The sequence below is a fragment of the Paenibacillus dendritiformis genome (assembly GCF_021654795.1).
Lineage (GTDB): Bacteria > Bacillota > Bacilli > Paenibacillales > Paenibacillaceae > Paenibacillus_B.
Genome location: NZ_AP025344.1, coordinates 12,820 through 33,575 on the forward strand (window position 1 = coordinate 12,820; position 20,756 = coordinate 33,575).

A 20,756-nucleotide genomic window follows, 5' to 3' on the forward strand; every position below is an offset into this window, starting at 1 on the left:
GGGAGGTTTTTCCTTGCAAACAAACGTTCCGAAGAAAGGAGGCCCACCATGGCAAAGATACAACCAATCATCAGAGTCGAGATTGATCCTCTCATCCCCGTGCAAGAAATCTGCGCCGTAATCTCGGCCGTTGTGCCATATCAGCCGGAACACGAGGAGGCAATCCTAATGGGCCTAAATGAGGCCATAGGTAAACGCCTGACACAGATTCGGCAGAAAGGAGCACCAAATGGCAAATAGATATTGTAACCTGGTCGGCAGCAAGAAGATTTCCGAAGACTTTCAGAATATTAACGTCGGCTTCGACAAGGTCCAGCAGGACATGGATTCGAAGTCGTCCGGCAACCATCGGCACCCCAACGCGACGGATACGACGGACGGATTTATGAGCGCCCAGGACAAGGCCAAGATGGACGCCAGCACCGCGTCAGCCACTCCCGGGACGCTCGTACAACGTGACGCATCCGGCCGGCTAAAAGCGGCCGCTCCGTCAGCAAAAACTGACGTGGCCCGTAAGGCGGAGGTCGATACTGTCCAGGCTGACCTTGACGCCCACAAGGCTGACGCCGTCGTGCACGTCACAGCCGAAGACCACGAGAAGTTGGGCAGCATCGAGGAGGGGGCGGAGGTCAATCAGCCGGCCTTTGCAAAGGTGAATGATATCGAAGCCAGCGAGAAGACGGACGCCTTGACCTTTAAAGGCGGCGTCGGAATCAAGATAACGACGAATCCGAACACGAAGGAAGTTACAGTAACGGCCACTGGAGACTCGACACCAGGCGCGCACGGCAGCAGCCACACGGAGCACGGTTCCGATCCTATTCCGAACGCCACGGCGAAGGAAGGGGGGCTCATGTCGGCCGAAGATAAGGCCGAGCTTGAACAGATTGCGACGGAAGTTCCGAAGCAAGCGGCGGAACTGAAGGAGCACGACAAGCAGCTGCAGGAGCACGCCGCTGAGCTAGAGGACCATGAGCAGCGCATCGATGGCATGGAGACCGGTCTGGCCGACGCGCCGGATAAGCCTCTTGAGCTGCGGCCCGGTCTCCAGATAGTAGAGTCGGAACAGGATACGCCGTTCCGTATGGGAGAGGTGAAGGGTCGGACATTGGTAAATTTGTTGGGGCGAGACGGCAATTTTGATTACCGAACGTCTCCTTTATTCACGTTTTTCGGGACCGGGGAGATCATTCCGGCATCTACTCCTGTCGGAACGAAAGTCCAGAAGATCGTATGTAACCGCACGGACACGGCCCACTTCGGCGCTCGGTACGAATTGGACATCGACCGCTCGAAGCATTATGTGGCGGTAGCGTACCTGGACAACATTTCGTGTGATGAACCTGTTTATTTCTCCTTTGCGGAATGGAAAAGCACTGGATACTATACGATCCGCAAATCGGGAAATGTCAAAAAGGGGGAAGGGATGCAATATCGATACATTGATATTTCCCCGGATCGCCTTGAGACACAGGAAAAGCTTGTTTTCTACTTCCGTGGAGAAGGTACCGCTGGCGCAGAATTCCGGATCGGTGCATTCGGACTCTACGAGATTTCACAGTCTGAATATGAAGCCATTGGAAAGATGAAGTTTGCTCAGGTTGCCGAACGCTATCCATACGTCGACAGCATGACCAACGTAACCAACCCATACGCCATCGTAACGGGAGGGAATCTGCTGCCGCCGTTTTATGATGGTTGGGCATACAACGTAGATAATGGATCGACATTCACCGCAACGGGGCCGTATACTCTTACGCTTGAAGCCAAGGCAAACAATCAGCAGGCGTATTATGACACTCCGGTAGTACCGAATACGACATACTCCATCGGGCTTGGGCAGGGGAAATATGCGGTCGTTGGGGCGTCAGCGGGAAATCCAGTCATTGTAGACTGGACTGCGGAAGCAAAAACGTTTAATACCGGAACTGAAACGAAGGTGAGGGTCTATCTCGGGAACTATCAAGATGGCGCGGGCGCATTCACCTTCAAAAATCCAATACTCACCATCGGCTCTGAACCGAAGCCTTTCACGCCGCAGCAACGTTCCACGCTCGCCTTCGAAACGGAGCTTGCCGCTCATCCGATAGACGGCAGCAATCCCGATACGCTCTTTATGGGAGACGATGGGCTGCCATATGTGTTGGAGAATTGGGGGAAGATTACACTTACGCCAAATATATTTGACGATGCTGTTGCGCACAGGCATTCAAATGATTACAAACAAATCACTTTGGTTTTGCGTAAACGGGATACTACAACACTTGATGCCACTTTAGCCAAATTTGACGGAAAGTTGCTGTCTCAAGATGTGGTATCAGATCCTTTGCCTAAACCCGATGTGTTTAACGTTGGTCAAAATGAGGCGACGGGATATATTTGGTTAACTATCGCCAACACCGACAGCGGATGGGGGCCGGATTACGTTCCGACGCAGGATGAGATAAGGGCGTATTTCTTGGGCTGGAAGATGTACGACAACATACATCCAGACAATCCACATAACGGGGCAGGTAAGGCGTGGATAAAAATCACTTGTCGGGGAACTGACGGTAGATGGTCATCTGCACCGCCAGATGCGCGGTTGACTACTCCAGTCGATCCGGCGGGGATTGATAGCAATGGGCGAGTATACACCCCATACCGCCTCCAATACCTGAAGGCGAAGCCAACCGTTGAACCCGTCCGTAATTACGAACTGGGCGCAACGCTCTCCACAGGATCGAACATGGTCGAGGTCGGCAGCGGTATTGTCATTCGGGAACGGGCGAACCCTGTTTATGGAGGAGCTGGATACTACTATATAAATACGCTTTCCAGCATCGGAAATCCATTCAAGCATCGAACCAATAAAATCAATATGATATACGCCGGCCACAACGAGGCTAAGAGTAAATGGATCGTTGACGGTGTAGATGCATATGGAAACGAGCGCGCAAAGTGTCTTCCTGAAAACTTCGACCCAAATGCAGTCTACCACGTCACCTATACGATGCTTGATCCAACGCTTGCGGCTCCAATCAGCGGCACCGTGGCGGCGAATCTTCGCGGGACGGTATCGGACTTGGTGCAGGATGTAGGCGATGTACAGCGGCGGTTGTCGGTGGTGGAGATGCAGAAGGCGGAGAAGGATAAAGCGTCGCCGCAATGGATTCAGGCGACACTCTTAAACGGGTGGCGAAACCTGGGCGGTACCAATGCTACTGTTTCGTATTTCAAGGACTCTCTTGGTTTTGTTCACATTCGCGGAACAGCGACTGCGGGCAGTGGCGAGGTTAGCGTCGTGTTGTTCCGTTTGCCTGTTGGATACCGACCATCGGCGGCCTACCGTTCACCAGTGATTAACTATACCGGCGCTGGAATCAGCATGGCAGACATAGCAATTGTGCCATCCGGTGATGTGGTAATAGAGACAGCGAGTGTTTCAAATAACTGGCTAGACCTTCATCTCGGACCATTCCTAGCAGAACAATAAGGAGGACGCACAATGAAAGAAGCATACATCACTGACCTATCCGGTCGCTACATCGAACCGACGCTCGTTGTGGACTCCGTGACGGGCGTTTTTGAACGGCGGGAAGACGAACAGGAAACGGTACTCGTAGGTTACACGGTGGCCGTACCGATGCCTGATGGACTCTATCAGCCTATATTCGATGTCGAGGGCTACCGGGCGGCTCAAGAGGCTTATGAGGCGGCGCTCACCGAATACATGGCTGCACTGGCCGAGCATGACCCGGAGAGCGACGAGCCGCAGCCGGAGGCACCGAAGGCCGTGGACGGGCCGAGATTCTGGCGAAACGGCCTTACTGACGAAGAAATCGAAGCGCTGAACCCGCCGCCACAGCCGTCACAGACCGATATGTTGGGCCAAGAACTGACGCAAATGAAAATCAAGAATATCCAGCAGCAGAGCATCATTGATGGCCTGGGCCGTGAACTTACCGAATCACGCCTAGACAACATGCAGCAAAAGCAGACGGTCGACAGCTTGGGCTCGGAGCTGACGAAGGCAAAATTGGAAATTATCCAGCTTAAAGGGGGACAATCAGTATGAATTTCTGGAAGTTGGCATTTGATTGTAAGTGGATCGACGCAGATGGATTGTGTCTGGCCGTGAAGACGGAGGCAAACCCGTTTGGCGAAATTACGCCACAGGAGTACGAAAAGATTACCGGCCAGGAATTTCCGGTAAAAGAGTAGGCGCCAAGCCATAGAGCACGGTGCTATTTTTATGCCCTCACGGCAGCGTGGGGGCTATTTTAATTGAGGGGGAATTTAGGTGGAACGTTTGGACTTGTTTTTAAAAACGCTATTTGCTGCTACTGGCGGCGCTGCCTCATTTTTGTTCGGCGGCTGGCCGGTGTTGCTGCAAGTGCTGCTGATTATCGTCGCGATTGATTACGTGACGGGCGTGATGGCGGCCGGGGCCGAGGGGCGGCTGCGCAGCAGCATCGGGCTGATCGGCATTGCCCGCAAGGTGTTTATATTTTTCGTCGTGGCGGTAGCGCATCAGGTGGACAGCGTGCTAGGGGATCAACACATGTTGAGAGATGCAACGATTTTTTTCTATTTGGCCAATGAGCTGCTGTCGATCATTGAGAATGGCGGCCGCCTGGGCGTGCCGCTGCCGCCGGTCATTAAGCAGGCGGTCGAGGTGCTGCGCGGCAAGGGAGGGGTTAACGATGACAATCGAAATTAAGCAGCGGCTGCTGCCTGACGGTCGGCCAAACAAGCCGAGCCGGTCGATGAAGCCGCAATATATTACCGTGCACAATACGGACAATAGCGCCCCCGGGGCCACGGCGGAAGCACACAGCCGGTATATTTTGAACGGCAGCGCCGGGGCGAAGAAAAGCTGGCACTACACGGTAGATGACCGTGAGATATACCAGAGTCTGCGGGATGATGAGCAGGGTTGGCACGCCGGAGACGGCAACGGTCCCGGCAATGCATCGTCCATTGGCATTGAGGTTTGCATGTATCAGGGTATGGATGAACCGAAGGCATGGCAGCGGGCGGCGGAGCTGGTCGCGCTGCTGTGCAAACGGCATGGCATACCGATCAGCTGTGTTGTGCCGCACCGGCACTGGAGCGGGAAGGCATGTCCGTCTCGGATACTGCCGAGATGGTCGGAGTTTGTGAAGATGATCGAAAAGGAGATGAGCACATTGGAAAAACCGAAGCAGCCGGACTATGCCGGCCATTGGGCCGAAGCGTCGATCCGTAGAGTCATGGGCGCCGGAATAATGAATGGTCGAGGGAATGGATTCGCGCCGAATGAGCCGATTACGCGAGCAGAGATTGCCGTTGTAGCCGATCGGCTCTTGAAGGAGATGGGGGAATAGGCTATAGTAAGAATAAATCCGGAAGCACCGGTGAAGAGGAGCTCTGCTGGCATTGTGCTGGCGGGGCTCTTTTTTTTTGTTGCGACGCGTTTGGAAAAAGATGAGCCCCGGCATTATGCCAGGGCTTTTCCTTTACCCACATTGTACCCACAATAGCATGAGTTAACATTGCTCTGCGATGCCTAACCTTGCATACCTGAAAATCAAGGTTTTCCGCGCCGTTACAGCATTTTTGCAAACCGTCCTCATCGTTGCTCGTCCCTGCTTACCCAGTCCCGAATTTTATCCGCAAATTCAAGAAAGAAACCGGACATACGCCGGGACAATACCGGAAGCTGTACGGAACCGGGGGACATTCCTCCGAGATGGAGGAGTAACGATGAAGAAGGCAGGCATTTTCTCCGCAGGGAGAGGGTGTCTGCCGTTTTTTATGCGATGCAAGGGGATGTGTCGATTTTGCGATGCAAGCGTTCACATCAAAAATGGCCTATTTTCTCCTGTCAGGCGAATCCGAAATGACAGCGCTTTATAAGGGAAACGCTTCTTATTGACAGGCGAAGATGTAGAAGTTGACCGTTCGGAATCGACATATTTACGGGCAGAAGGCCCGATGGCTACAATTTGTGTAAGCGTTAGCAAGGCGCGAGACAGCCAAGCTGACCGCGCAACCTATAGACATCAAGACGATTGCCTATCATTTGAGAGGAGGGAGTGGAGACGATGCAAGGAAACGCAGAAAGCGCTCTTACGATGAACATGCCGGCCGCGAAAAAGAAATCGGTATGGAAGCGCATGGCGCAAACATGGGAATTGTATCTTTTTATCGCCCCTGCATTTCTTTATTTTCTTATCTTCCACTACGGTCCCATGTACGGGATTCAGATCGCATTTAAAAACTTTATTCCCGCCAAGGGGATTACGGGAAGCCCTTGGGTAGGGTTTGATCATTTCGAGCGGTTTTTTAACTCCTATTATTTCTGGGATCTGCTGTGGAACACGCTTAGCATTAGCCTGTACGAGCTGGCCATCGGGTTTCCCCTTCCTATCATTCTGGCGCTGGCTTTCAATGAAGTCAAAGACGGCTTCTTCAAACGAACCGTGCAAACGGTTACGTACGCGCCGCATTTTATCTCCGTTGTCGTCATGGCGGGGATTATCATTACCTTCTTGTCGCCATCGACCGGGATTATCGTTCATATTATCGAATTTCTCGGCTTCGAGCCCGCCGCCTTCCTGACGGACCCGCGATGGTTCAAGACGGTCTATGTCCTGTCGGGCGTATGGCAGAGCACCGGGTGGGGAACCATCATCTATCTGGCCGCGCTCTCCGGCGTCGATCCGCAGCTTCACGAGGCGGCGATCATGGATGGCGCAAGCCGCTGGCAGCGCATCTGGAATATCAATATTCCGACCATCGTGCCGACGATTACGATTTTGCTGATTCTGAACATGGGCAGCATTCTCGGGGTGGGCTTCGAGAAAATCTTGCTCCTCCAGAACCCGCTCAACATGGAAGCGTCGGACGTCATCTCCACCTTCGTCTATCGTTCGGGTCTGGTCGATGCCCAGTACAGCTTCTCCACCGCTGTCGGCTTGTTCAACTCGGTGGTTAACGCTATCTTGCTCATTACAGTCAACCAAATCGCGCGCCGTACAAGCGAAACGAGCTTGTGGTAGGAAGGAGGAGCAGCAGATGGCTTCTGCCGTGAAAGAAACGAGAGCGGATAAAGTGTTTGTCTTCTGTAACTATATTTATCTGATACTGGCGTTCGTTATCGTCGCCTATCCGATTATCTATATCATCAGCGCATCTATCAGCGATCCGAAGCTGGTCAACTCGGGGGAAATGTGGTTGCTTCCGAAAGGGATTACGTTCGAAGGGTATGCGCGGGTCTTCGATAACGCCAAAATCTGGTCCGGGTATAAAAACACGATTATTTATACGGTTGTCGGGACCTTGGTCAACCTTATCGTGACTTTGCCCGCAGCGTATGCCTTGAGCCGCAAAGACTTCGTCGGACGCAACTTCTTCATGGGCATGTTCATGGTGACGATGTTCTTCGGCGGCGGGCTTGTTCCGGGTTACTTGCTCGTCAAAAAGCTGGGTCTAATCAACAGCATGTGGGCCCTGATTCTGCCGGGCGCGGCATCGGTCTGGAATATTATCGTGGCGCGGACATTCTTCCAGTCCACGATACCGAACGAGCTTCAGGAGGCCGCACAGATTGACGGCTGCACCAATATGAGGCTGTTCATTCGCATCGTGCTCCCGCTGTCGGCGCCGATTATCGCGGTTATGGCGCTGTTCTACGGGGTAGGCCACTGGAACAGTTACTTTGGAGCCTTGATTTATCTGAACGAGGAGGCGAAGTATCCGCTGCAGATGATTCTGCGCCAGATTCTCGTCCTGCAGGAAATGTCGGCCGAGACGACCGGCGCGGCGGTCAACAGCTCGGTCGCCGCTGCGCTGAACAACAAGGCGGAGGTCGCTTCTCTCATCAAGTATGCCGTCATTATCGTGTCCACCTTGCCGGTCATTGTCGTCTATCCGTTCCTGCAGCGTTATTTCGTGCAAGGCGTCATGATTGGTTCCGTCAAAGGCTGATGTTCGTCCCATCGGCCGTCCGCTTCATCTTTATCGGATAATAACGAAGGCTTCCAGTCTTTGCTTATTATATGTGCTTCACCCGGTAACGTATAATGAACACAAAAGGGAGGATCTACGCATGCAAAAGCTTAAAAAGACGTGGGCAATTCTTCTGTCCATGACGATGCTCTTCACCCTGCTTGCGGCTTGCGGCTCTTCGGACAAGCCTGCGGCAGAAGGCAACAGCGGCAACAGCGAATCCGCAAGCGAGGTCAGCAAGGAAGGCTTCCCGATCGTCAACGAGCCGATTACGTTGACGATGATGGGACAAGACGTCGGGATTCAGAACTGGCAGGATATGGCCTTCTTCAAGGAGATGGAGAAGAAGACAAACATCAAGTTCGAGTTCCGCAATGCGCCGGCTGATAGCTTCGATACAAAGAGAAACCTCGTGTTCGCGAGCGGAGACTATCCAGACGTGTTCTTCTCCGGACAGCTCCAAGCTTCCGATGAAGTCAATTACGGCGGTCAAGGCGTGCTCATCCCGCTGGAAGGCTTGATTGAAGAGTACGCTCCGAACCTGAAGAAAATTCTTGACGAAAATCCGGATATCCGCAAATCGATTACAACGCCGGATGGACATATTTATTCCCTGCCGAACATCGACCTCGATGCCGGATGGTACCGCGGACCGTTGTGGTACAACGGCAAGTTTTTGAAAGCGCTTGGCATGGAAGTTCCTAAAACGGTCGATGAGCTGTACACCTATCTGAAGCGCGTCAAAGAGGAAGATCCGAACGGCAACGGCAAGCAAGACGAGATTCCGCTCGCTTCCGTCAAGCTGGACGATATCCGCATGTGGCTGCTTGGCACATGGGGCATTTACAACGAAGTTATCTATTCCGATACCCAGGACAAAGTTCACTATACGCCAATGGAGCCAGGCTACAAGGAGTACTTGACGTTCCTGAACAAGCTGTGGACCGAAGGCTTGCTCGACAAAGAAACGTTCTCGCAAACCGACGAGCAGAAAAAAGCGAAAGGGAAGAACAACCAGATCGGCCTCTTCTCTGACTATCATGCTTACTTCACGCTCGGCGGCGAGCCAAGCATGGATGATCCGATGTACCGTCCGGTCGACAGCGACGTGAAGGCTGTAGCCGCGAAGCATCCGGGTCTGGCGAAAGGCGCGTTTGCGATTACGAACAAGAACCAGCATCCGGAAGCAACGATGCGTTGGGTTGACTATCTGTACTCGACGGAAGGCGCCGAGCTGCTCAGCAACGGTCCGGAAGGCATTCTGTGGGAGTACGTGAATAAGGAAGACCATACGAAGAAATGGCTGGATGTGCCTGGCGGCGGCGACCGCGAAGAGTATCGCGCGACGCTGACTCCGGACTATGGCGTCGTCGTTCCGAAGATTACGAACGAAGACACGAAGCGCGGCTTCTCCGGCGAATTCGACGCATGGCTGAAGAAAGAAACCGAGGAAAAGATCCTTCCTGTCGCGAAGGTTCCGTTCCCGAGCGTATACTTGTCGCAAGACGAGCAAGCGGAAGTATCCAGCATCCGTTCCGACCTGGATACGTATGTGAAGCAAATGGAAGCGAAATTCGTAACCGGCCAGGAGCCGTTGACGAACTGGGATAAATATCTCGAGACTTGCAAAAAGATGGGCGGCGACCGCATCGTAGAAATCTATCAAGCGGCATACGACCGTTGGAACACAGGGAAATAAACCGTAATGCCAAGAACCCCGGGGGGTGAATGCCTCCGGGGTTCCTTTTCTTTTCGTTTATTTTTGGAACCGTGCTCATTTTTATCTAATTTTAAGGTTCGGTTCAGTTTTCTTTAATGTAGCCATTGTATTCTGATTATGGACCGAATGACAGATGAGTTCTTGCAAAGGAGGGTTGCCCTGCATCGATTGAACCTTGGACAGCCGGATTCCATCCGTTGAACAAGGACATCCGTTTCATCTTTCTCATGGTTTACAGTTTACCCCTAGAACATAATATAGGCCGCATCGCTTGCGATGCGGCTCTTTTTTTAATCTAGGAAGGAAGGACGCCCGGGTGACAAATAAGGATGCTGGATGCGCCAGAACACTGGAGAGGCGCTGGAATGCCAAGAACTCTATCGTTGGATATGGTACAATGAGGTCAATATCTCTGCCGGAAAAGGAAGGAAACCCATGATCGCGATTGAGAGAGTCGAATATGAGCGCAAATCGGCCCTGCGGAATCTTCTTGAGCTGTACAAGTATGATTTCTCGGAGTATGACCCGGAGGATGTCAATGAGAACGGCTTGTACGAATATATGTATCTGGATCATTACTGGACGGAGGAAGGCAGGCATCCGTTCTTCTTTCGGGTGGACGGGAAATTGGCCGGCTTCGCCTTAATCCGGGAGCTGGGCACGGATGAATCCGGCCGGACCGTGTATGAGATGGCCGAATTTTTCGTCATGAAGAAATATAGACAGCAAAAAGTAGGACAGTCTGCGGCTTCCGAATTGTTCGACCGGTTCCAAGGCCGGTGGAAGGTCGGCCAATTGGAGACGAACCGGCCCGCGCAAGCGTTCTGGACGAAGACGATTGGACAGTATACAAACGGTACATACGAGGTCATCAGAGAGGATGGCTGGGAAGGGCCCATCATCGCCTTTTCCACCGAGGGCCGATCCTGATAATGGCGCTCGTATAGGAAGCCCGCGCAGTCGGCTTGTTGCCCGCTGCAGCGGGCTTTTTTTTGTTTCACCGCCGGGGGCTGGGCAGGTCCGCATGCTGCTCTGGTGCGCTCCAACCGGGGAGGAGACGGAGGGCATGGAGGGAATTCCTGCAAATTTACAGTATTTTAACTCTGTCGGGGGCAAAATCGGGAATATTCCTGCGCAGATGCAGGATTTGGCCCCTTTTATCGAAGTCTGAGCGGGAAGTGGGCGAAATTGATGCCATTTTGCAGGATTCTTATTTTGGAGGAGCGGCGGGAGCGGAAATACTGCATTTTTGGAGCTTTGCGGCGGTGGAGGCGGGCCGTGGGCGGACGGGGGAGGTGGAGATGGGCGGAGGAAAGCAACCGAACATCACGTCATAGCCATATTGATAAAATCATCTCGCTATCAATTTACACAGGAGATAATTCGTTTCAATGTTTATGAAACAAAAATGATGTTTGTTTCCTGAAAAACACGTCAAAATCAACATGATTTTCATAAGACATAAGAAATTGATCTTATTTCGACATTTTCTCTTTTCAATTCGACAGAAATGTGGTTTAATATGAAACAAGAGATGTTTCATTTGTTTCAGATTTTGTTTCAATGGTTTGTCAGGGGGGATTTCGTGGCCAACATCAAGGATGTCGCAAAATTGGCTGGCGTCTCTCCAGCAACCGTTTCAAGAGTGTTAACGAACAAAGGCAACACCTCGGAAGATGTGCGGGCCAGAGTGCAGATGGCGATTCGGAAGACGAACTATGTCCGCCCCGGAGGCGTCAAACCGCTCATCTCCGGCAGCAGGACCATTTGCTTGACCATTGCGCGGAACTCGACCGACATTTTCGGGAACCCGTTCTTCGATAGCGTGCTGTACGGGGTATCGAGCACCGTCGAGCAGCATGGCATGGACTTGCAGTTGGCGGTGTTCCACAGTGTCGATCGGCAGATTGAGAAATGCGTACAGCTGTATCGGCAGAACAGGGTCGACGGGCTTATTCTGACCGGTATCTTGTCGGCGGACAAGGAACGGCTGCTGCACACCTTGCATGAGGAGCATATCCCGTTCGTCATGATCGGCCGCACATTTCGCCATGACGTATTCTCCGTCCATAACGACAATCTGCGGGACGGGTATATGGCCGCCCGGCATCTAATGGACGCCGGATACCGGAATCTCGTCGTATTGACGCCGGATACGAAGCTTGACGTGTTCGCGGCGAGAATATCCGGCTATCGGCAAGCGGCGCAGCAAGGCGGGCTGGACGCGGGTCCCGAGCGAATCGTGCAGGTCGGACCGGAAGAAGAGGACATTATGAATGCGCTGGAGCGTCTGCTGGACGAAGGGATCGCCGTCGACAGCATCATTACGATGGATAGCGTCATGTCGCTCAGCGTATTGAAGTTCTGCCAATTAACCGGGCTGAGCGTCCCGCAGGAAGTGGGGATTATCGGGTTCAATGATGCCCCCTATCTGGTCAAGGTTTCCCCGACATTAAGCTGCGTGGAGATGAACGGGGCCAACCTGGGCGCGGAAGCCTTTCATTTGCTGAATGAGATTATGAATGAACCGCAGGCGATGAGTCTCAAAAAAAACGTGACGCTTCCGTCGAAGCTGATGATTCGTCAATCGACCGCCAGATCGTCCATCGAGGGCACATAATGGATCCTGGCTACCCGCTAGCAAGCGCCGGCCCGCGCGGGGGCGAGCAGCAAAAGGCGGCCGCGAACGGTGCATGGACAGCACATGAGGACAACGCTCTCGGACAGCACTCAAGGACAGCACATGAGGATAACGCCCAAGGGAAGCACACATGGGCAGCATTGAGGACAACGCTCAAGAGCAGCACTTAAGGGCGGCGCCCAAGGGGCAGTGCGGCGGGAAGGAAGCGAATACAGTCCGAGAACCGATTACATCGGTTCCACAGATTACGGAGCAAGCAGGGAGAGATTATGGAATTATTTCTTGTGCGGCATGGACAATCGGTCGGCAATACGCTGCCGGATCGGGATATGCCGGATTCGCCGCTTACCGAGCAGGGCCATGTGCAAGCCGCGCGCGTGGCGATATATTTGCGGGACAGGGGCATTACCGCCATCTATTCCAGCCCGTTGATTCGGGCGATGCAGTCGGCGCAGCCGCTGGCCAGATTGCTCGGTCTGCCGATCCAGGTGATGAAAACGTTATATGAAGTCAGGGAAGGCGGCCGATTCACCGGTCCTTCTCAGCACTTATTATTGGAGATGGTCCCGGAAGCCGTATTCGAGGACACGATGGAGACGGAAGGATGGGAATGCCCGGGCGGCGATTGCCCCGAGACGGTCAGGCGGCGAGCGCTGGACGCGCTGCGGCAGCTTCGGGCGTGCGGCGAGGAGCGGATCGCGGTATTCTGTCACGGGAATTTCAATGAATACCTTCTTCGCGAAGCGCTCGGGATGGCTTCAGCGGCACATATCCGGTTCCCCCAGGAAAATACGGGGGTGAACCATATCGTCTTCGGAGAGCAAGCGATCGAGCTGAAGAAGCTGAACGATACGGGACATCTGCCGATAGGGCCGTTCGAACGGGCGGGCCGGGCTGCCGGCAGCCCGCCGGGCGGCTAAAGGATGATTACAACAAAGAGGAGAACATCAGCTATGCACTTATATGTGATTCGCCATGCACAATCGACGATGAATATTGGCCAAGGAGGCGGGCCGAACTGCAGCTTGTCGGAAGTGGGACGTTGGCAAGCGGAGCAAATCCCTTCGTTTTTCAAGGATATCCAACTGAATGCCATCTTCTGCAGTCCGCTGCGCCGGGTCATTCAGACCGCGACACCGCTTGCCAAGGCGCAGGGCCTCGGTATTGTGCTCATACCGGAAATGTCCGAAATATTTAATGAGGAGTGGAAGGACTACCGGGATTATGAATGGGAAGCCTGCCGGCAGATTGTTGAGGAATTCCCGCACGCCCAATTCGTGGAGTACCAGGATATGGAGCGCAAGTGGTGGCCAACCTGGCCGGAGAATCATGCCATCGTCCGCAAGCGCGTACAGAAGTTCGTCGACGCGAAGCTGGCCGATTATTATGGAACCGACGCGCATATTGCGGTGTTCGGGCATGGCCAGACGACCGCGGATATGAAGCAGATCGTCAATCCCGGGGACATTCATCCCGTATATAATGCGGCAATCGTGCAGTATGTTCTCGGTTCGCAAGGCCAATGTGAGCGTGTATCGTTGCATAAAGACCATCTCGGTCCGCACGTATACGAATAGATCTCAACCATGATCTCAAGGGGGAACGAACGTATGGCAAAGAAAATGGTATTGCTGCTGCTCTCATTAACCGTCGTCCTGTCGCTTGCGGCCTGCGGGCCGAAGCGCGACGCGGAACAGGCCAAGCCGAATCCGGATACGGCCCAGCAACAAGAAGGGGAGATGCCGCCGAAGCCGGAGCATCTCAAAATCTGGGGCCCGGAAAATGAGCCGGAATTGAAATCGCTCCGGGCCATTACGCAAAAATTTACGGAGAAGACGGGCATTGATGTGGAAGTGATTCCATTCAACCCGCGCGAACAAGCGAAAGCGTTCTCACTCGACGGACCGTCCGATCGCGGCCCTGACCTGTGGAGCGCCACCCATAACTCCATGGGCCGCAATGTGCTGCAAGGGCTGGCCGAGCCATTCCAGATCAGCGAGGAGCAGATTAGCCAGTATTCGCCGGAAGCGATTCAGGCCGTCACGATTGACGGCAAAATCTATAATCTGCCGATGGTCGTCGAGACGACCGCCTTGTTCTACAACAAGGAGCTGATGCCGAAGGCGCCGGAAACATGGGAAGAGCTCGAGAAGTTCGCATTGGAGTTCACCGATGCATCGAAGGATAAATACGGGTTCCTGTTCGATGCGACCAATTTCTATTACGCCAACATGTTCCTGCAGGGCAATGGCGGATATGTTTTCGGATATGACCCGGCTACCGGCTATAACGTGGACGATATCGGGCTCAATAATGAAGGCGCTGTCCAAGGCGCGAAGCTGATTCAGTCCTGGTTCGAAAAAGGGTTGATTCCGTCATCGATCAATGGCGACGTGCTGGACGGCTTGTTCAAAGAAGGCAAGGTTGCCGCCGTCGTCTCGGTGCCGTCATCGATTAAAAACTATGAGTCGGCGCTGGGAGACAAGCTGGGCGCCGTACCGCTGCCGAAGCTGGCGAACGGCCAACGGCCGCCTTCCTTCCTGGGCGTCAAAGGACTGGTGCTGTCCCCGTTCTCCAAAAATAAGGAGTGGGCTACCGAACTGGCTTTATTCATTACCAATGACGAGAACGGCGCGAGCCATTTCCAGACGGCCGGGGAAATTCCAGCGCGTCCGGGCATTTTGGAAAGCGATCTCATTACGAAGCACCCTTACTTCTCGGCCGTGGCCGAACAGTCCAAATTCGCCACGCCGACGCCGAATAACCCGGAAATCTCCCAGACATGGGAGCCGATGAAAAATGCGCTCGTGTTCCTGTCTCAAGGGCAGGACGCCAAAGAGGTGCTGGATGAAGCGGTCGTTCAAATCAAAGAACAAATCGCGATCAACAACGCCAATAAGTAAGGAATGATTACCGGATTGGGGTGCGGTCCGCATCCCCATCCGCTTGAATTCGCATTGCGGATGTCAGCGAGGAGGCTTGATTAGATTGGGAGAACAACAGACACGAACCGACAAGCCGCAAATCAGTGCGCATAACCCGAAGTTGGCGATGCTGCTCTCCATTATCCCGGGGCTGGGGCAACTGTACAACCGGAGATATATCAAGGGTTCATTATTTTTGATTTTATTTTTCTCGTTTTTTATCGTGTTCGCCGATTTTTTGAACATTGGGTACTGGGGGCTCCTAACGCTGGGGACGCTGGAAGGGGTTGACGATTCCCGCTCTTTGCTCATCCAAGGCATTATTTCGGTAATCTTAACCGTCTTTCTTCTCATCTTCTATTGGATCAACCTGACCGATGCGCGCAACGACGCCCAGAAAATCCGCGAAGGCTGGAAGATCACGACGATTCGCGAAGGTTTCAAGCAGGCGTGGGATAAAGGGGTTCCTTATCTGTTTGTCGGGCCCGGCATCTTCATGATTACGTTTGTGCTCATTTTGCCGCTCTTGTTCATGGTTTCCCTGGCATTTACGAATTACAATATTTACAATTCGCCGCCCCGTTTTTTGCTCGATTGGGTCGGGTTTGAAAACTTTAAAAATATTTTTTCCGTTCCGATTTGGCGGAATACGTTCTTCTCCGTCCTGTCGTGGACGCTCGTATGGACATTCGTCGCGACGACGCTCCAAATTTCGCTGGCCTTGTTCCTGGCCGTCATCGTGAACGACAAGCGCGTCAAATTCAAAAAATTCATTCGAACGATGCTCATTTTGCCTTGGGCCGTTCCTTCTTTCGTATCGATACTCGTGTTCGCCGCCATGTTCAATGATCAATTCGGCGCGGTGAACCGGCAAATTTTGGGCCCCTTGGGCCTGTCCATTCCTTGGATGTCCGATCCGCTATGGACGAAGGTCGCCATTATCATAATTCAAGTCTGGCTCGGCTTCAGCTTCGTGTTCGCCTTGTTCACGGGGGTGCTCCAAAGCATATCAAGCGACTGGTACGAGGCGGCGGAGGTCGACGGGGCGAGCAAGTGGCAAAGATTCCGCTACATTACGCTCCCGCATGTTCTATTCGCGACGGCTCCGCTGCTCATTATGCAATATACGGGCAATTTCAACAACTTCAACCTGATTTACTTGTTCAACCAAGGCGGGCCGCCGGTTCGCGGGCAGTCGGCCGGATCGACGGATATCGTCATTTCATGGGTCTACAAACTGACCTTTGAAACGTTGAACTACAATATGGCGGCCGTTATCTCCATTATATTGGGTCTGATTGTGGCAACCGTCGCCTTTTTCCAATTCAGGAGAACCCGATCGTTCAAGGAGGAGGGCAGCGTCTGATGAGTACGAGATGGAAATCAAGATTAGAACTTACCGGTATTTATGCCTTCATTTTGTTCATGTTCATCGTGATCGTGTATCCGCTCGTCTGGGCCTTGGGCGTCTCGCTGAATCCGGGCACCAGCTTATACAGCGCCAAGATTATTCCCGAGAACTGGTCGACGGAGCACTATTCCTGGCTGTTCTCCAGTCCGGACAGCGAATATATGCTGTGGTACAAAAATACGTTGATCGTCGCCAGCTGGAAGACGGTGCTCTCTCTAATCGTGACGACGTTCCTGGCGTATGCATTCTCGCGCTATAACTTCAGGGGGCGCAAGCACGGCTTGTATGCGCTTCTGCTGATCAAGATGTTCCCGGTATTGATGGGGATGGTTGCCATTTATATTTTGCTGAACATTTTGGGTCTGCTCGATACGCTGGCCGGCTTGATTCTGGTCTATGTCGGATCGTCCATTCCGATGCACGCCTTCCTGATCAAAGGCTATTTCGATACAATTCCGCGGGATCTGGACGAGTCGGCGAAGATTGACGGCGCGGGCCATTTCCGGATCTTCTTCCAGATTATTTTGCCGTTGGCGAAGCCGATATTGGCCGTGGTCGCCCTGTTCAATTTCATGACGCCGTTCATGGACTTCCTGCTGCCGCGGATCGTCATCCGCAGCTCGGAGAACTATACGCTCGCCGTCGGCTTGTTCAACCTGGTCAATCAGGAATTCAGCAACAACTTCACCCGGTTCGCAGCGGGATCGATGCTGATCGCCATCCCGATTGCCGCGGTGTTCCTGTTCCTGCAGCGGTACCTCATTTCGGGGTTGACGGCGGGGGCGACGAAATCCTAGAGCAGCAGATCAACTTCAGAAGAGCAATCTTGTTTCGGAAAAAGATAGAGATTCGGAAAAAGATAGAGATGAGAAACTAGGAGCGGCGAGGAGGCGAGACGCGGTGACAAGCCCTTGGACGTTGGATCCGGCCAGCATATGCCTGCGGCTTCTTCTCTCGCTGGTGCTCGGGGGCATTATCGGCTTCGAGCGGGAGATGAATCAGCATGCCGCCGGATTCCGCACCAATATTTTGGTATGCATCGGCTCTTCGCTCATTATGCTGCTGTCCATCTATGGCTTCAATGCCTTCGTCGATGAGCCGAATGTCCGGATGGATCCGGCGCGTCTGGCAGCGCAGGTCGTCAGCGGCATCGGATTCCTCGGCGCGGGAACGATTATTCGAACCGGCCTCTCCGTCAAAGGATTGACGACGGCCGCCACGCTCTGGGTGATGGCCGCGATTGGCTTGGCGGTCGGGGCAGGGTTCTATTTTCCGGCGATTTTGACATGCGGGCTTGTGTTTGTCTCCCTCCAGGTGTTGAACAAAATCGAGCTTCGGTATCTGGTAGCGAACAAGGCGCTGTCGGTGGAAGTGACCTCTTATGGCGGCCCGGAGACGCTGGGCACGATTTCGAGGCAGCTGCTAGCCGAGCGAGTGGAGATTCGGAACATGAACGTGGCGGATGCGGAGACGCCGGGTCCGATCGAGGGTTCAGCGCCGCCGCTGGAGATAACGATAACGATTGTGATGCCGAAAAAGAAGCCAATGAGCGATCTGGTGGAGAGGTTGAAGGCAATACCGGGCGTCACAGCCGTAAAAATAGAGTAACCATATGCAGGTGCGGAAAGTGAGAGGGTACAATGCAGACAAGTGAGACGATACATCCGGATAAATTGCACGGCGGGACGGCTGCGGCCAAGCGGAGCGGGATCGGCGCGATAAGCCGCGTAGAGGAGCTGGACCGAGGATATCTCTTGATCGGGGACAGGGCGAATCTGGCGCTGTCCTTTCTCGATGAGCATCTGTTCCGCGTCAAGCTGACGTTCGATGCTCGTCCCGACTGGACGACAACGCCCGGCGTATTGCCTTGGGAGAAGACGATACAAGCCCGCCGGGAAGACACGGAGCGCGGCTTTCGGTTCACCACGAAGAAGCTGTCGGTCATGATTGAGTCCTTGGATGCTTCCATCACGATAACCGATGCCGAAGGCAACGTAATCGGACGGCAGACATCGCTCCATTGGGATGCGCGCGGCGCGGTGACGGGCTGCTTCGCGATGGACGAGAGCTCTCATTTTTACGGGCTGGGGGAAAAGACAAGCTATCTCGATAAGCGCGGCGAGAGCTATACGATGTGGAATACCGACGTCTATGCGCCGCATGTCCCGGAGATCGAGGCTTTGTATCAGTCGATTCCGCTGCTGCTGCATGTTCATGACGGGACAAGCTGCGGCATTTTTCTCGATAACCCGGGACGGACAACCTTCGATATGCGATCCCGAAGCGATGTCTTTTCGATTGAAAGCAAGACGGGGGCTTACGATTATTACTTCATCTATGGTCCCGAATTGAAGCAGGTCGTCTCCTGCTATACGGCCGTGACCGGGCGGATGCAGATGCCGCCGAAATGGGCGCTGGGCTACCACCAGTCGAAATACAGCTATAAAAGCGAAGAAGAAGTGATGGCCTTGGCGCGGGCCTTCCGGGACAAGCGCATACCATGCGACGTGATTCATCTCGATATTCACTATATGGACGAGTACCGCGTCTTTACCTTCGATAGCGATCGGTTCCCGCAGCCGCAGAACATGATTGCCGAATTGAAAAAAATGGGATTCCATATCGTCCCGATCGTCGACCCGGGGGTCAAGCAGGATCCGAAATATTCTGTCTACCGCGAAGGAGTGCTGGAGGACCGCTTCTGCAAGAAGCTCGAAGGCGATGTCTACTTCGGCGATGTATGGCCGGGCCGGAGCGCCTTCCCTGACTTCACCAAGCAGGAGACGGCGGCATGGTGGGGAGATCTGCACCGCTATTATACCGATATGGGCATCGCCGGCATCTGGAATGATATGAATGAACCGGCCGTGTTCAACGAATCGAAAACGATGGATCTGGACGTCGTGCACGACAATAACGGAAAGATGAAGACGCATGAGGAATGGCATAATCTGTACGGCATGCTGATGTCCAAGGCGACATTCGAAGGGCTGCAGCGGCATCTTGAGGGCGAGCGTCCGTTCGTCCTGACGCGAGCAGGCTACAGCGGCATTCAGCGCTACGCGGCAGTCTGGACCGGAGATAACCGCAGCTTCTGGGAGCATATGGCGATGGCGATGCCGATGGTGCTTAATATGGGCTTGTCCGGGATTCCGTTCGCGGGTCCCGATATCGGCGGCTTCGCCCACCATACGAACAAGCAGCTGCTGATTCGATGGACGCAGATGGGCGCCCTGTTCCCCTTCTGCCGCAATCATAACGTAGGCGATTTCCTCGACCAGGAGCCGTGGGCGTTCGATCAAGAGACGGAAGATATCTGCCGCGCCTTCATCGGACTGCGGTATCAGCTGATGCCTTATCTCTATACGCTGTTCCATGAGGCGGCGCAGACGGGCATTCCGGTGATGCGGCCGCTGCTGCTGGAATATCCGGAGGATAAGCAGCTGTCTAATCTGTGCGATCAGTTCCTGCTGGGCCGCGATCTGCTCGCGGCGCCGATCTACCGGCCGGATACAGAGCACCGGACGGTCTATTTGCCGGAAGGCGAATGGTTCGATTACTGGACGGGCACCCCGTATACCGGCGGACAGCATCTGACGGTGCATGCCCCGCTGGATACGATGCCGCTGTTCGTTCGGGGCGGCGCGATCATTCCGCATGAGCCGCTGAAGCAGCATGCGGCCGATCAGACGGAAGCGTCATTATTGTTCCATCTGTACGGCGGGGCGCCGGCCTCGTCCTATGTGCTGTATGAGGATGACGGCTTGACGTATGCGTACGAGAAGGGCGCATATAATTTGCTTCGCGTGGAGGCGGAATGCGCCGGCCGCGGCTTGAAGCTCGGCTACGAGTATGAGCGCAAGGGCTATGAGCAGGCTCCCCGCAAGCTGTGCTTCTATCTTCATGGCCTCGATCCCGATGCGGTCACGGTCGAAGGGCTTGAGCGGCTGGCATCGAAGCCGGAAGGCGATGCCGAGGGCTGGTACGTGGATGAGCGGCGCCATGGCGTCGTGATCGCGGTTCGGGACGACAAGAGCGAGCGGACAATCGAATTGAATTGGTAATGAGAAAGAGGGCGGTGTTTCC

Annotated in this window: 18 protein-coding genes; all 18 read left to right on the top strand. The window is 53.9% G+C overall.

What is annotated here, in order from left to right:
* The first annotated feature begins 48 nt into the window (after positions 1 to 48).
* The 18 genes from L6439_RS00095 to L6439_RS00180 all read left to right on the top strand — a co-directional run bounded on the left by L6439_RS00095 (position 49) and on the right by L6439_RS00180 (position 20,734).
* Positions 49 to 240, top strand: coding sequence for a hypothetical protein (locus L6439_RS00095; protein ID WP_213468500.1), 192 nt, complete (start codon positions 49 to 51; stop codon positions 238 to 240).
* A complete protein-coding gene (locus tag L6439_RS00100; protein WP_213468501.1) occupies positions 230 to 3,475 on the top strand; it encodes a hypothetical protein in 3,246 nt (1,081 codons plus the stop codon). The genes L6439_RS00095 and L6439_RS00100 overlap by 11 nt, the downstream gene beginning before the upstream one ends.
* Positions 3,476 to 3,487: 12 nt before the next feature.
* Positions 3,488 to 4,057 carry a hypothetical protein gene (locus tag L6439_RS00105; RefSeq protein WP_213468502.1) on the top strand — a complete coding sequence of 190 codons (570 nt, stop codon included), beginning with the start codon at positions 3,488 to 3,490 and terminating at the stop codon, positions 4,055 to 4,057.
* Positions 4,054 to 4,203, top strand: coding sequence for an XkdX family protein (locus L6439_RS00110; RefSeq protein WP_213468503.1), 150 nt, complete (start codon positions 4,054 to 4,056; stop codon positions 4,201 to 4,203). Before L6439_RS00105 ends, L6439_RS00110 begins: the two co-directional genes overlap by 4 nt.
* 79 nt (positions 4,204 to 4,282) lie before the next feature.
* On the top strand, positions 4,283 to 4,702 hold the full coding sequence (locus L6439_RS00115; protein ID WP_213468504.1) for a phage holin family protein: 420 nt from the start codon (positions 4,283 to 4,285) through the stop codon (positions 4,700 to 4,702).
* Positions 4,686 to 5,348, top strand: a complete 663-nt coding sequence (locus L6439_RS00120) for an N-acetylmuramoyl-L-alanine amidase (RefSeq protein ID WP_213468505.1) — start codon at positions 4,686 to 4,688, stop codon at positions 5,346 to 5,348. The genes L6439_RS00115 and L6439_RS00120 overlap by 17 nt, the downstream gene beginning before the upstream one ends.
* Positions 5,349 to 6,068: 720 nt before the next feature.
* Positions 6,069 to 7,025 carry an ABC transporter permease gene (locus L6439_RS00125; RefSeq protein WP_168182695.1) on the top strand — a complete coding sequence of 319 codons (957 nt, stop codon included), beginning with the start codon at positions 6,069 to 6,071 and terminating at the stop codon, positions 7,023 to 7,025.
* 16 nt (positions 7,026 to 7,041) lie between these two features.
* Positions 7,042 to 7,953, top strand: coding sequence for a carbohydrate ABC transporter permease (locus L6439_RS00130; RefSeq protein WP_168182696.1), 912 nt, complete (start codon positions 7,042 to 7,044; stop codon positions 7,951 to 7,953).
* Positions 7,954 to 8,074: 121 nt separating this feature from the next.
* Positions 8,075 to 9,673: an extracellular solute-binding protein gene (locus tag L6439_RS00135; protein ID WP_168182697.1), complete on the top strand. Its 1,599-nt coding sequence runs from the start codon at positions 8,075 to 8,077 to the stop codon at positions 9,671 to 9,673.
* Positions 9,674 to 10,129: 456 nt separating this feature from the next.
* Positions 10,130 to 10,624: a GNAT family N-acetyltransferase gene (locus L6439_RS00140; protein WP_168182698.1), complete on the top strand. Its 495-nt coding sequence runs from the start codon at positions 10,130 to 10,132 to the stop codon at positions 10,622 to 10,624.
* Between the two features lie 655 nt (positions 10,625 to 11,279).
* On the top strand, positions 11,280 to 12,314 hold the full coding sequence (locus L6439_RS00145; RefSeq protein WP_168182536.1) for a LacI family DNA-binding transcriptional regulator: 1,035 nt from the start codon (positions 11,280 to 11,282) through the stop codon (positions 12,312 to 12,314).
* Between the two features lie 290 nt (positions 12,315 to 12,604).
* The gene (locus L6439_RS00150; RefSeq protein ID WP_168182535.1) at positions 12,605 to 13,255 is read left to right on the top strand and encodes a histidine phosphatase family protein; all 651 of its coding nucleotides are present in this window, start codon (positions 12,605 to 12,607) and stop codon (positions 13,253 to 13,255) included.
* A 33-nt stretch (positions 13,256 to 13,288) separates the two neighbouring features.
* Entirely contained in the window at positions 13,289 to 13,912 is a 624-nt protein-coding gene (locus tag L6439_RS00155; RefSeq protein ID WP_213468506.1) for a histidine phosphatase family protein, read from the top strand.
* Positions 13,913 to 13,945: 33 nt separating this feature from the next.
* On the top strand, positions 13,946 to 15,238 hold the full coding sequence (locus tag L6439_RS00160) for an extracellular solute-binding protein (RefSeq protein ID WP_168182533.1): 1,293 nt from the start codon (positions 13,946 to 13,948) through the stop codon (positions 15,236 to 15,238).
* An 85-nt stretch (positions 15,239 to 15,323) separates the two neighbouring features.
* Positions 15,324 to 16,625, top strand: a complete 1,302-nt coding sequence (locus L6439_RS00165; protein WP_269155970.1) for a carbohydrate ABC transporter permease — start codon at positions 15,324 to 15,326, stop codon at positions 16,623 to 16,625.
* On the top strand, positions 16,625 to 17,467 hold the full coding sequence (locus tag L6439_RS00170; RefSeq protein WP_133381509.1) for a sugar ABC transporter permease: 843 nt from the start codon (positions 16,625 to 16,627) through the stop codon (positions 17,465 to 17,467). Before L6439_RS00165 ends, L6439_RS00170 begins: the two co-directional genes overlap by 1 nt.
* A gap of 103 nt (positions 17,468 to 17,570) precedes the next feature.
* The gene (locus tag L6439_RS00175; RefSeq protein WP_213468507.1) at positions 17,571 to 18,278 is read left to right on the top strand and encodes an MgtC/SapB family protein; all 708 of its coding nucleotides are present in this window, start codon (positions 17,571 to 17,573) and stop codon (positions 18,276 to 18,278) included.
* 32 nt (positions 18,279 to 18,310) lie between these two features.
* Entirely contained in the window at positions 18,311 to 20,734 is a 2,424-nt protein-coding gene (locus L6439_RS00180; protein ID WP_213468508.1) for a glycoside hydrolase family 31 protein, read from the top strand.
* The last annotated feature ends 22 nt before the right edge of the window (positions 20,735 to 20,756 follow it).

What these genes read in the sequence shown, in the direction of transcription:
- L6439_RS00130 (WP_168182696.1), top strand. Translation starts at nt 7,042, where the DNA reads ATGGCTTCTGCCGTGAAAGAAACGAGAGCGGATAAAGTGTTTGTCTTC.
- L6439_RS00135 (WP_168182697.1), top strand. Translation starts at nt 8,075, where the DNA reads ATGCAAAAGCTTAAAAAGACGTGGGCAATTCTTCTGTCCATGACGATG.
- L6439_RS00095 (WP_213468500.1), top strand. Translation starts at nt 49, where the DNA reads ATGGCAAAGATACAACCAATCATCAGAGTCGAGATTGATCCTCTCATC.
- L6439_RS00180 (WP_213468508.1), top strand. Translation starts at nt 18,311, where the DNA reads ATGCAGACAAGTGAGACGATACATCCGGATAAATTGCACGGCGGGACG.
- L6439_RS00105 (WP_213468502.1), top strand. Translation starts at nt 3,488, where the DNA reads ATGAAAGAAGCATACATCACTGACCTATCCGGTCGCTACATCGAACCG.
- L6439_RS00170 (WP_133381509.1), top strand. Translation starts at nt 16,625, where the DNA reads ATGAGTACGAGATGGAAATCAAGATTAGAACTTACCGGTATTTATGCC.
- L6439_RS00120 (WP_213468505.1), top strand. Translation starts at nt 4,686, where the DNA reads ATGACAATCGAAATTAAGCAGCGGCTGCTGCCTGACGGTCGGCCAAAC.
- L6439_RS00160 (WP_168182533.1), top strand. Translation starts at nt 13,946, where the DNA reads ATGGCAAAGAAAATGGTATTGCTGCTGCTCTCATTAACCGTCGTCCTG.
- L6439_RS00100 (WP_213468501.1), top strand. Translation starts at nt 230, where the DNA reads ATGGCAAATAGATATTGTAACCTGGTCGGCAGCAAGAAGATTTCCGAA.
- L6439_RS00110 (WP_213468503.1), top strand. Translation starts at nt 4,054, where the DNA reads ATGAATTTCTGGAAGTTGGCATTTGATTGTAAGTGGATCGACGCAGAT.
- L6439_RS00155 (WP_213468506.1), top strand. Translation starts at nt 13,289, where the DNA reads ATGCACTTATATGTGATTCGCCATGCACAATCGACGATGAATATTGGC.
- L6439_RS00150 (WP_168182535.1), top strand. Translation starts at nt 12,605, where the DNA reads ATGGAATTATTTCTTGTGCGGCATGGACAATCGGTCGGCAATACGCTG.
- L6439_RS00125 (WP_168182695.1), top strand. Translation starts at nt 6,069, where the DNA reads ATGCAAGGAAACGCAGAAAGCGCTCTTACGATGAACATGCCGGCCGCG.
- L6439_RS00140 (WP_168182698.1), top strand. Translation starts at nt 10,130, where the DNA reads ATGATCGCGATTGAGAGAGTCGAATATGAGCGCAAATCGGCCCTGCGG.